The sequence below is a fragment of the Haloleucobacter albus genome, from assembly GCF_052492075.1.
Window position 1 is genome coordinate 170,381 of record NZ_JBQWAS010000026.1, and the last position, 11,855, is coordinate 182,235.

Annotated in this window: 8 protein-coding genes; 4 read left to right on the plus strand and 4 right to left on the minus strand. The window is 60.0% G+C overall.

Annotated features, from left to right (window positions below; genetic code table 11):
- The gene (locus ACT6QH_RS09150; protein WP_444974512.1) at positions 1-2,199 is read right to left on the minus strand and encodes a TonB-dependent hemoglobin/transferrin/lactoferrin family receptor; all 2,199 of its coding nucleotides are present in this window, start codon (positions 2,197-2,199) and stop codon (positions 1-3) included.
- A 275-nt stretch (positions 2,200-2,474) separates the two neighbouring features.
- Between ACT6QH_RS09150 and ACT6QH_RS09155 the strand changes: the two genes are divergently transcribed.
- From ACT6QH_RS09155 to ACT6QH_RS09165, 3 genes are read left to right on the plus strand one after another with little or no spacing between them, the layout of a single operon-like run.
- A complete protein-coding gene (locus ACT6QH_RS09155; protein WP_444974513.1) occupies positions 2,475-3,488 on the plus strand; it encodes a heme/hemin ABC transporter substrate-binding protein in 1,014 nt (337 codons plus the stop codon).
- The gene (locus tag ACT6QH_RS09160; RefSeq protein WP_444974514.1) at positions 3,485-4,579 is read left to right on the plus strand and encodes a FecCD family ABC transporter permease; all 1,095 of its coding nucleotides are present in this window, start codon (positions 3,485-3,487) and stop codon (positions 4,577-4,579) included. Before ACT6QH_RS09155 ends, ACT6QH_RS09160 begins: the two co-directional genes overlap by 4 nt.
- 2 nt (positions 4,580-4,581) lie before the next feature.
- Positions 4,582-5,376 carry a heme ABC transporter ATP-binding protein gene (locus ACT6QH_RS09165; RefSeq protein WP_444974515.1) on the plus strand — a complete coding sequence of 265 codons (795 nt, stop codon included), beginning with the start codon at positions 4,582-4,584 and terminating at the stop codon, positions 5,374-5,376.
- A gap of 74 nt (positions 5,377-5,450) precedes the next feature.
- On the opposite strand, the gene bcp is transcribed toward ACT6QH_RS09165, so the two are convergent.
- The gene (bcp, locus tag ACT6QH_RS09170; protein WP_444974516.1) at positions 5,451-5,924 is read right to left on the minus strand and encodes a thioredoxin-dependent thiol peroxidase; all 474 of its coding nucleotides are present in this window, start codon (positions 5,922-5,924) and stop codon (positions 5,451-5,453) included.
- A 256-nt stretch (positions 5,925-6,180) separates the two neighbouring features.
- Here bcp and ACT6QH_RS09175 point away from each other — a divergent pair, with 256 nt between their 5' ends.
- Entirely contained in the window at positions 6,181-9,687 is a 3,507-nt protein-coding gene (locus ACT6QH_RS09175) for a YhdP family protein (RefSeq protein ID WP_444974517.1), read from the plus strand.
- Between the two features lie 25 nt (positions 9,688-9,712).
- On the opposite strand, the gene ACT6QH_RS09180 is transcribed toward ACT6QH_RS09175, so the two are convergent.
- Both ACT6QH_RS09180 and tyrS read right to left on the minus strand, forming a co-directional pair.
- Positions 9,713-10,408, minus strand: coding sequence for a DUF1796 family putative cysteine peptidase (locus ACT6QH_RS09180; protein ID WP_444974518.1), 696 nt, complete (start codon positions 10,406-10,408; stop codon positions 9,713-9,715).
- A 152-nt stretch (positions 10,409-10,560) separates the two neighbouring features.
- On the minus strand, positions 10,561-11,811 hold the full coding sequence (gene tyrS / locus ACT6QH_RS09185; protein WP_444974519.1) for a tyrosine--tRNA ligase: 1,251 nt from the start codon (positions 11,809-11,811) through the stop codon (positions 10,561-10,563).
- Positions 11,812-11,855 lie beyond the last annotated feature (44 nt).

An 11,855-nucleotide genomic window follows, 5' to 3' on the forward strand; every position in this document is an offset into this window, starting at 1 on the left:
TCACTTGTAGATGGGGGCCGGGGTGGCGTTCGCAATTACATCGCCGCCCAGAACAACACGCAGGCCCGCCTTGAAGGTGATGCCGGCGCTCGGCAAAAACTGCTGATACTGAGTGTATTGTTCGTTCAGCAGGTTCTCCAGCGCGAAGGTGGCTGTCACCCATTCCGTGGCCTGATAGTTCACATAGGCATTGACCAGATTGAAGCTGGGCGTGGGCTCCAGCGCGGTATCGGAGGGCAGGTCCTCAAGGGTCTTGGCGGCCACCCACTGCCAGCGTATGGCTGCGGTCAGGCGGTCATTGAACAGGCGCGTGCCCAGGGTGGTGGCCACGGTGTTCGGCATCACCGAGGTGAGCGGCGCGTTGGTTTCCTTGTTTTCGCCAGAAGAGACGGTGGCATTGAACCCGACAAACCAGGGGCCGGTGTCATACATGCCTTCAAACTCGAAGCCTTCGAGCTTGGCCTCAGCCACATTCTGATACTGGTAGCAGACCATCCAGCCGGCGGAGGCGCAGCTGGGGTTGGCGGCTGTGAAATAATCAACCTCGATATAATCATCGACATCATTGCGGTAGAAGTTGGCTTTCGCGCGAAGTTTGTCGCCGGAGATGAAGAGATCATCATATTTCAGGTTGACACCGATCTCCGCATTCTTGCCGACTTCAGCCCGAAGGCTGGGGTTGGGCAGGAAGCCGAAGGTGAAATACTGGCTCACTCGCGGATGTTCACCGCTGACGAGAGATTCCGTCACGGCCGGGGCGCGATAGCCTTCCGCATAGGTGGCGTAAACAGTGATCCACTCCAGCGGCGTGACAGCGACGGTGATCTTGGGGGAAACCCGGTCACCGCTGGTGCCATCCACCGTGGCGCTGGTGAGATCATAGCCATCCCAGCGCACGGCGGCCACGGTTTGCAGCCAGCTTGTCCAGTCCGCCTTCCACTGGGCGAAAGCGCCGCCAACCCAGCGTTCACCCGAAGGGTTGTAGCCATTGCCGAAGCCATAATTGTCTTCGTTCGTCACATCATCATGGAAATAGTCGCCACCGATGGTGAAGGTGTTCTTCACCGTGCCGATATCCACATATGAGCTGTTGTGAACATCAAAACCCAGCGTGTCGATCTTGAAGCTGCGCGGGTCGCCAACGCAACCTGTGGTGTTGCTACAGGTGCCGGCGACCTTGATCTGATCCTGATTCACCTGGTTCCAGTAGAAGTTGGAACGCAGATCCACCCAGTCATTCTCGGGGGTGTAATTATAGGCCACAGACGCCGTGCGGTTGGTAACGGTGCTATCATACTGGGTGGCCGTGGTGGGAATCTCACCGTTCACCAACGCCGTATTATAGGTGGTGTAGGAGCTGTCAAAGTTCAGGAACTCGAACTTCAGCTCATGGAACTCCCACGGCCGCACGGTCAGCTTGGCGAGACCTGTCCAGGTTTCATAATTGGTGTTCGGCACCACATGGCCATCACCGTCTTCATAATTGGACTGGGCGCGTGTTGTGCCGCCAATGAAGAAGTCGATATTCTCATTAATGCGCGCCGCACCGAAGATGGAGCCGAAGCCCATGGGGCCGTTGGAGCCGAATTCGCCATTGCCTTCAACCGCCCATTGCTGGCCGGGTTGCAACAGGTCACTGGCATCCTTGGTGCGGAAATTCACCACGCCGCCAATGGCGCCCGAGCCATAGATGTTGGCGACCGGGCCGCGAATAACCTCTACATTGGAGAGCAGGGCCGGCTCAAGAAAAAATGAGCCCGCTCCATCATTATGGCCAAGCTGGGTGAAGTTCTGGCGTGCACCATCAATCACCACGGCCACGCGGCCGAAATCCTGCAAGCCACGAATATTTATGGAAGACTGAGTTGAGTTTCCATTCTGAAGTACAGTCGTGCCGGGCATGCCGAAAAACACGTCCTGTACGGTCGTGGGCGTGTAATCCTGCAATTCCTGCCGGTTGACGATGCTCACGCCGGCCAGAGTATCAACAGCGCGTTCGGCGCTGGAGCGGGAGGCCACGACGGTCAGCGTATCAAGCGCAATGTCGTCAGTCTTGCTGCTGGCGGTTTCCTGTGCAGGTGCGCTCTGGGCCAGCGCTGTGCCGCCTGAGGCCATGATGAGCGCGCCGGCCGCGACGCCACGCAACAGGCAAGCCTGGAATCGAGAGGAAAAGGGCAAAAGGGACGGCCGTCGAGCCATAGATCATCTCCAAATCTATAAGGCTGGCTACCGTCCGCGGGGCGGGCGTGGCGTGCCGCAAGGCATGGTGTGTTCTGCCTGCGGTTTTTTGACTATCGGCGCGTCTCCTTATAGTCAAGTAATCGTCATATATTTGCCATGAAGGTTAGAGTCATTCAAAGCTGATTGAATTTATTGGATATGGGTTTTCGTATATAGGTATGTCGCATATACCGGATTTGTAATCCTGTTCCGGCGATCAGGCTGGAGATATTCTAATATGGAGCTGTTTTAAAGTGCTCAAAAGCGTGCTCCTTGCTCTCTCCCTCTCTTGCGCGCCTGTTCTGTCTGGCGCGGCCCTTGCGGCCAGCGCGGCTGCGGAAGGCGGAGATGCCTCGTTACAGCAGCCACACCCCCATGCCTCCTCGGCCATCGCAGCGCCTTACAAGGTGACGGATGCGGAAGGCCGCGTGGTCGAGGTGCGCGACACATCGCGCATTGTCTCCATTGGCGGTGCCGTCACCGAAATTCTTTACGCCATGGGGTTGGCGGACAAGGTGATCGCTGTGGATCAGACCAGCACTTATCCGGTTGAGGTGAAGGCCCTGCCGATTGTGGGTTATTCCCGCACGCTTTCACCGGAGGGCGTGCTCTCGGTCGGGCCCAGCCTGATTCTGGCGATGGAAGGCGCGGGGCCGCGCTCCACGCTGGATGTGCTGGAAAATGCCTCTGTCCCGGTGGTCATCATTCCCGCTGCGCATGATGCCGCCGGCGTGGTGCGCAAGATCAGGGCCATCGCCGAAGCCGTGGGCGAACCGGAAAAAGGGCGGAAGCTGGCCGATGCCGTGCAACAGGATTTTGATGTTGTGGCGAAGGCTCTGGCCAGCGTGAAGCAGCATCCGCGCGCGGTCTTCGTGCTGTCGGCCTCGGGCGGTGCGGCTGTGGTGGGGGGGGCGGATACCAGCGCCGACGCCATGTTCCGTCTGGCGGGTATCACCAATGCCATGGCCTCCATCAAGGGCTACAAGCCTGCACAGGATGAGGCGGCGATGACCTCCGAGCCTGAAGCCATTGTGGTGATGCGCGATGGCGGGCAGGTACTGGACGCCGATACGCTTTTTTCCCTGCCTACCTTCATGGGCACGCCGGCGGCGCAGAACCGCAAGTTGCTGACGTTTCCGGGCTCCTACCTTCTCGGTTTTGGTCCGCGCGCGCCCCATGCCGTGCGTGATCTGGCAGTGGCGCTGCATCCGAATGTGGAAATCCCGGAACTGCCGGAGCGGCCCTGGAATGTGGAGCCGGCCCAATGAGTGCGGAGCCGGGGTCTTCATCCCTGCCGCTGACGGAAGCAACGGCGGCACGCCCGGTGATGGCCGGGCTGGTGCTGTTTGGCGTTCTGGCTCTGCTGGCCTTCATTGGAGGACTGGCGATCGGGCCGTTTTCCATTTCTCCGAGCCGTATTCTGGCTGTGATGTGGGAGGCCTGGAGCGGTGTGGAAACCCATACCAGCGCCATGTTGCGGGAACGCATTGTGGTGATGGATGTGCGCTTTCCGCGTGCTGTTCTGGGTATTCTCGTGGGGGCGGGCACGGCGGTAGCCGGGGCCATCATGCAGGGTGTGTTCCGTAATCCGCTGGCGGATCCAGGCCTGATCGGCGTTGCGCCCGGTGCGGGCCTTGCTGCTGTGGCGTGGATGGTTCTTGGCTCTTCCCTACTGGTTCATCTACCGGATTTCTTCCAGATTATGGGGTTGCCGCTCGCAGCCTTTTTCGGCGGGCTGGTGACGACATTGCTCATCAGCCGGCTGGCCACGAAGGACGGACGCACATCTGTGGCGACCTTGCTGTTTTCCGGCCTGGCGCTGGGAGCGCTGGCGGCGGCGGGCACTGGCGTTCTGGTGTTTATAGCTACAGAGCAGCAAACTCGTGAACTGCTGTTCTGGACCATGGGCAGCCTGGGTGGCGCTACATGGGTGAAGGTGATGATGGCAGCCCCCTTTATTGTCGCGCTGTTTGTGCTCTCGCCCTTTCTGGCGCGCGGGCTGGATGCCATGGCGCTGGGGGAGGCCGAGGCCTTCCATGTTGGTATTCCGGTGGAACGGTTGAAACGGATCGCGATTATCGGCGTGGCCGCCGGCGTTGGTGCCGCTGTTGCTGCGGCAGGCGTTGTGGGCTTTGTGGGCCTAATGGTGCCGCATCTGGCGCGCCTGGTGCTGGGGCCTTCCCATCGTGCCTTGTTGCCGGCTTCCGCTTTGCTGGGGGCGGCGGTGCTTCTGGGGGCAGATATTGTCGCGCGCATGATCGCCGCGCCGGCTGAAATGCCACTGGGGATCGTCACCGCGCTTGTGGGCGCGCCTTTCTTCCTGTGGCTGCTGCTGCGCCGCCGTGCCTTCGTGGGGTGAGCATGTACGAAGGAAAAGATGTTCGTGTTGTCGTGAATGGTCGCACCCTTCTGGATGGGGTGGATCTTCAGGTCGAGGCCGGAAAGGTCACGGTGCTGGTGGGGCCGAACGGGGCGGGCAAATCCACCTTGATGAAAGCACTGTCAGGCGAGCAGCGTATCGTTGGCGGGCATGTGCGGCTTGATGGCCGGAGCATTGACGCGCTCTCACCGCTGGAAATGGCGCGTCGCAGGGCCGTGTTGCCGCAATCGGTGGAGGTGGCTTTCGCTTTCACCGTGACTGAGGTGGTCAGTGTGGGCCTGATGAGCGCCGGTGTGCGGGAGCAGGGGCGGGTGGCGCGTTTGCTCGCTGCTGTGGATCTGCCCGGTTTCGCGGGGCGCCGCTATGACAGTCTCTCTGGTGGTGAGCGCCAGCGCGTGCAGTTGGCGCGTGTTCTGGCCCAGCTTGAGTGCGGCCATGCCGACAAGGCCAGCTACCTGTTTCTGGATGAACCGACGGCGAGCCTCGACCTGGCGCATCAGCTTGTGGTGTTGCGACTGGCGCGGGCGCATGCCGACAATGGCGGGGGCGTACTGGCGGTGCTGCATGACCTGAACCTCGCGGCCATGGTGGCTGATCGGATCGTGGTGCTGGCCGGTGGGCGCATCGTCGCCAATGGCCCGGTGGATGAGGTGATCTGCGATCAGGTGATCGAGGAGGCCTTTGGGGTGCGTGTGCGTGTGGGCGTGCCGCCCGCCGGGCCGTATGTTCTGCCGCAGAATATCCGCTCACCTGCCCATGGTGGCGCAGCGGCCTGAGGTATGTTCAAAATTGAGACAGATCAGGCGCGGCTCTGGAAACGGGGCCGCGCCTTTTTGCGTTTTGAGGAGGGTCAGGCCAGTTCCTGCGCGGCCTCCAGCACAGCCTCGGCATGGCCGGCGACCTTCACCTTGGGCCAGATGCGGGCAATTTTGCCGTCGCGGTCGATCAGGAAGGTGGCGCGGGTAATGCCCATGAACTTGCGGCCATACATGTTCTTTTCCCCCCACACGCCATAGGCTTCGAGCATTTCGTGGGTTTCGTCCGAACCGAGGGGAAAGGTCAGCTCATTCTTGTCGCGAAATTTGTCCTGCGCTTTTACCGGATCTGCGGAAATGCCGAGAATCTGTGTATCAGCCTCAGCAAAGGCCGCCTTCAGGCCGTTGAAGGCGATCGCCTCCTGCGTACAGCCGGGGGTGCTGGCCTTGGGGTAAAAATAGAGGGCAAGTTTGCGGCCGGCATAATCTGCGAGAGAGACTTCCCCACCGCCATCCCGCGGGAGGTGAAAGGCGGGTGCTTGTGCGCCAATCTCCAGAATATTCGACATTCGCCTTCCTTTCGACGTGTTCAGCGCTTTAGGGCTTGCGTGCAAGCATTTGCTTTAATCATGCCGCCAGCTTGCACCGTGATAAAAGCATGTTGTGGATGATGGTATCACGCGCGGGGGGCGCCACTCCATCTTTACGGCATGGAGGCAGGCTGGGCAGTGTGCAAGGTGGGCGAATCGAGACGGAATCTCATTCCGTAAAGGCTGTTTTGCGCGCCTGAAAATGAGCGCGATGTTGCGGGAGGATCGGACCGGGATGCAGGAGGGGAAGCCGTCGCCCAAACGGAAGCGCCGCCTGCCGCGTCCGATACCCGTGCGTCGTCTGATGGGTGCGCTGGTGCCGCATGGGCGAACAGCGCGAATCTTTCTGGGCATCTGTCTGGGGTTGATCGGCCTTGGCGGGCTTGCGGCTCTGATTCTTTATGGTCTTGTCGCCACAGGCGCAGTTACGGCCAATATTGCAACGCCCTATATCGAGCAGGCCTTGGCCGCGCGTCTGGGGGCCGGGCACAAGGTGTTCATCGGTTCCACTACGCTGGAGGCTGCTGAAAAGGGCCTCACGACCGTTGTGGTGCATGATATCCGCATCACCGGGCCGGATGGAGAATTGATGGCCACGGCCCCGAGCGCGGCTGTGGAACTGGATGGCTCGCTGCTTTCCCCCATGCCCAAGGCGCGGCGGGTGGACCTGATTGGTGCGGAAATGACGGTGCGCATCAGCGCTTCCGGGCGCCTGGCCGTGAGTACGGGTGCTGGCGCGAAGGCGCTTTCACCGTTGGGCGCAGGTCGTTCGGTTTCTGTCGGGGCGGATAATGCCGCGCCTGCTGCACGACCCGGTGCACAGCCATCTCAGGGGGCGGCGGTCGATCTGGCGGCCAGCATTGGTGCGGCAGATCCGCTGCACCTGGTTGCTCTGGCGCATTGGGCCAATGAGCTGGACAAGGCGGGTTTCGACGGTAATGCGCTGGCGGATGTGGGCCTGCGCAATGGCACGCTGGTTGTGGAAAATGAAAGTTCGGGCCGGCGCATTGTCTTTCAGAATATCAGCATCCTGCTTGCGCGCTCTCAAAAGGGCGGTGCACAGCTAACCTTTACCTCTGAGGGACCCCATGGCGTCGCCACCGCCGTGGCGCAGATCGGCCCGTTGCGGCAGCGTGAGCGGGACATCAATTTCACGGTACGGAATGTCTCGACGCGGGATTTGGTGCAGGCTTTCACCAAGGATCACCGGCGTTTTTACATGGATACGCCGCTGAACGCGGATTTTTCGGCGCGTCTGGCTGCCAGTGGTGAGCTTTTGGCGGCTGAAGCCATGGTGAATCTGGGCACGGGCGAAATGGGCAATGGCGAAGTGCCGCAAGAGCGCTTTGCGATTGATTATGCCCGTATCGGCGCACGGCTGGACCCGGCAGACCGCCGCATTGTGCTGGGCCCGGTGATGGCGGTGAAGAATGAGAATACCGTAGCCCTGCATGGCCAGATTGATATTCCACGGCAGGTCCGCGACCTGTGGCCCTTTTCTCTTGCCCCCACCAAAATTGTGCTTCAGGGCGATGAGATGGATGAGCCGCCACTGGTGATCGACAAGGTGGTGGTGAGGGGCCAGTACAATCCGCAGAATATGCAATTGCAGGTGGAGCAGGGCTTTCTTGGTAGCGCTGCCGGTAGTTTCGGCTTTACGGCCCTTCTCAATTTTGGCGCGGCAGAACCTTATCTCCAGCTGGACGGGGCGGCTTCGCCCATGCCGGTTTCTACGGTCAAGCGTTTCTGGCCCGTGAATATTGCGCCAGCCGCGCGGCAATTCGCTGTTGAGAATGTTTCAGGTGGCACAGCCAGCGGTATCACCATTGCCGTCAATCTGCCGCTCAAGCTGATTGGACAGAAGGACGTACCTCTGCCGCAAGAGGCTGTGCGCTTTACCATCAATGGCGAAGGGGTGAGCCTGCGCCCGGTGAAGGGCCTGCCGCCGGTGAAGGATTCGCGCCTCGCTATTGTCGTGACAGGACGCACCGTGCGCATCGACCTGCCGGAAGGCACGATGGTGACGCCGGATGATCGCAAGATCGCCGTGCGTGATGGCGTGATGTTCCTGCCGGATTATTTCCCGCGGGAGCCCGCCTCGCAGATCAGTGTTCATTTTGATGGGCCGGCGGATGCCGCAGTGGAAGTGCTGGGTATGGAGCCGCTGAAGGGTCCGGCCGGGCAGGCTTTCAACCCGGCGACGACGCGGGGGCGTTTTTCCGCCCTGTTGCAGCTCAATATGGTGTTTCACAAAGTGCCACGTCCGGAGGATCTTGATTATTCCCTGGAAGCCACGCTGACGGATTTTGGCGTGGACAAGGTCTTCAAGGATCAGCGGATCGAAGGGGCAACGGTGAAGGCCTTCGCCTCGCCCGCCGGCATTGTGCTGCGGGGTGACGGGCGGCTGGCCGGCGCTCCCATGGCTTTTGAATATGAGAAAAAGAAGGAAGAGGTGGATTCCGATATCCGCCTGAGCGCCAAGCTGAATGATGCCGCCCGCAAGAAGCTGGGCGTGGCGCTGCCGGGCCTTTCCGGCACGGTGGGGGTAAGCCTTATGGGCACCACCAATAACAAGGATACAAAGGCTCGCATTGAGCTGGATCTGACTGCAGCCCGCCTTTCGGATCTTATCCCCGGTCTCAGCAAGCGGGCGGGAAAGCCCCTGAAGGCCAGTTTCTCGGTGGATGATGCCGGAGCCGTGGTGCGGCTGAAAGATCTGATTATGCAGGGCTCGGGCACCTTGCTGAAGGGCGGGCTGCAAATTTCCGATCAAGGGGATCTGCTTTCTGCCCAGTTCCCTGTGTTTCAGCTTTCAGATGGCGACAAGGCGGCGTTGAAGGTTGATAAAAGTGGTCATGTTCTGAAAATCAGTATCACCGGGGATGTGATGGATGCCCGTGGTGTCATGAACAGCCTCATGGGGGCGCCGGGCAACAATTCTGCATCACAGGGCAAGATGCCTGATGTGGATGTGAGCGTGAAGATTGGTGCGCTGACAGGTAATCATGGCGAGGTGCTGCGGCAGTTCAACCTTGGGGTTGCACGGCGCGGTGTGGCTGTCACGGATTTCCGGCTGGATGCCAAGGCCGGGCGTGACAGCAGCGTGCGCGGCCAGATGCGGACATTGCAGGACAAGCGCAAGGTGTTGCAGGTTTCTACCTCTGATGCCGGGGCGATCATGCGCTTTCTTGATCTGTACGCGAAGGTGCAGGGCGGCGAGGCAGTGCTGATGGTGGACCCGCCCCGCAGTGATGACAAGCCGCAGGGCGGGGTCATTCACCTGCGTGATTTTGCAATCACCAATGAGCCTGCCTTGCAGCAGCTTTCTTCAGCGGTGCGCGATTCTTCTGGCCGGGTGGTGGGCGATTCCGCCCCCTTTGAGAAAGCGGAGGCGAGCTTTGTGCGCTCTCCCGGCAAAATGACCATCAGCGATGGGGCTATATGGGGTCCTTCTGTTGGGGCGACTTTTGATGGCACGTTGAATTTCGCCACGGACCATATCGCCATGCGCGGCACATTTGTGCCCGCCTATGCGCTCAACAACATGTTCTCCAAGCTGCCGGTGCTGGGCCTGTTTCTGGGGGGTGGGCCGAATGAGGGGCTGGTGGGCGTGACTTTCGAAGTGGTGGGCGACATGAGTGATGGGCCCACCTTGCGTATCAACCCCATTTCCGCCGTGGCACCGGGCTTCCTGCGCAAGCTGTTCGAGTTCCGGGATTCCTCGAATGAGGTGACGCCCTGAGGGGGTACTCGGGGCGAGACTGAGGCTATTTTCCCCGCAGTCGCTTCAGTATTCCGGCAAGCCCGTGGCGATGGGGCCGTGGGCTGATGATCTGGAATTGCGACAGCACGCGCGTCCACTCGTCATCATGTCCTTCCCAGCGCCATCCGCCGGGCATGTTGGGGTCAATGGAAAAAGCTGAAATCTCGCTACGCGGTGGCGGGGGGATGCCATCTGAGGCGATCATGGCGATGTGAAAGCGATGTCCTCTGTGGCGGCCCAATGCGGCCACGAGTTGCTCGCTTTGTTCTTCATCCAGAAAATGCGCGATGACATAGAGAGTTGGCGTGTTTCTGCTGCGGATTTGCGCACGGAACTTCTCGGCCAGATAATCATGACGCTGACGCGCCTCGGGGTAAACGGCCGCAAGCCTTTCGGGCGTGAGTTCGTATATTGGTTCGCCAAACTCATGCGGATGCAGGGTCAATAACTCCCTGTGGCGGGCGCAACCTTCCGGGGCGATTTCGAGATCTTCGAAATGAAACAGGCCCTGAAAATCCCGTGCAAAATATTCCAGCATTGCCGCAGGTGGCGTCGTTTGCCAGTCAAACAACTGCGTACCGGGGGTGGTGATTTTCTCCGCTTTCAGGTGCCTAGAAATCTGGTGGCGCGTCACACAAAAATGGCCGAGGCTGATGACCCGCTCGAAATGGGCAGGCTTGGCATACCTGCTGAAAAACATGGCCTGTATCCGTAAAAACAATCACATTTTACAACCATATATATGTGATGTGTTTTTATGCTCAACATAAAATTGCATGGACATCTCTCGTTCAGGCAATAAAAAGCCGGCCTTTTGGGCCGGCTTATCCGTATCTGTATGGGCTTGCAGCTTCAGAGAGGCTTCACAAGCACATGCTTTTTCTTGCCGAGCGAGAGCTTGATGACGCCTTCAGCCGTCGCATCCTTCAGGGAAAGCTGGGCCTTCTCATCCGTTACGGCGGTATCATTCACCTTGAGCCCGCCCCCCTTGATCTGGCGGCGCGCCTCGCTGGTGGAGGCCACAAGGCCGGCGCGCACAAAGGCATTGGCGACGCCGAGCCCGGCTTCCAGCTCTGCTGAGGGAACCTCGATGGTGGGCAGGTTCACGGCCAGCGCACCTTCGGCGAAGGTGGTGCGTGCGGTTTCACGGGCCTGCTCGGCGGCTGCCCGGCCATGCAGAATAGCCGTCGCCTCGGTGGCGAGCACCTCCTTCGCAGCATTGATTTCCTGCCCCTCAAGGGCGGCGAGGCGGGCGATTTCATCCAGAGGCAGTTCGGTGAACAGCTTGAGGAAACGCTCGACATCCGCATCGCCGGTATTGCGGAAATACTGCCAGTATTCGTAGGGGCTCAGCAGTTCTGCATCCAGCCACATCGCGCCGCCGGCGGTCTTGCCCATCTTCGCGCCGGAAGATGTGGTGAGCAGCGGCGTGGTGAGGCCGAACAGTTCCAGCCCATGCATGCGCCGGCCCAGCTCCAGCCCGTTAATGATGTTACCCCACTGGTCGGAGCCACCCATTTGCAACAGGCAGCCATGGCGCTTGTTCAGCTCCACAAAGTCATATGCCTGGAGGATCATGTAGTTGAATTCGAGGAAGGTGAGCGGTTGCTCCCGATCCAGCCGCAGCTTTACGGAATCAAAGGTGAGCATGCGGTTGATGGTGAAATGCGGGCCCACTTCACGCAGCAGGGGAATATATTTCAGCTCATCCAGCCATTCGGCATTGTTCACCATCTTCGCGCCGGCGTCGAAATCCAGGAATTTCTCAAACACCTTGCGGATGGAGGCGATATTGGCGTTGATCTGCTCATCCGTGAGCATCTTGCGCGCTTCATCCTTGCCGGAAGGATCGCCGATCTTGGTGGTGCCGCCACCCATCAGCGCGATGGGGTTATGGCCGGTGCGCTGAAGCGTGCGCAGCATCATGATGGACAGCAGATGCCCAGCATGGAGGCTGGAGGCCGTCGCATCAAAGCCAATATAGGCGGTGATGGGGCCTTCCGCAGCCTTGGCGTCGAGCGCTTCAAGGTTCGAGCACTGGTGAATGTAGCCGCGCTCTTGAAGAGTGCGCATGAATTCGGAGCGGAAGGCGGGCGCGTTCATCGATCTCTGTTCAGCTGTTCATTCTGTTGGTTGTTTTCAAACCG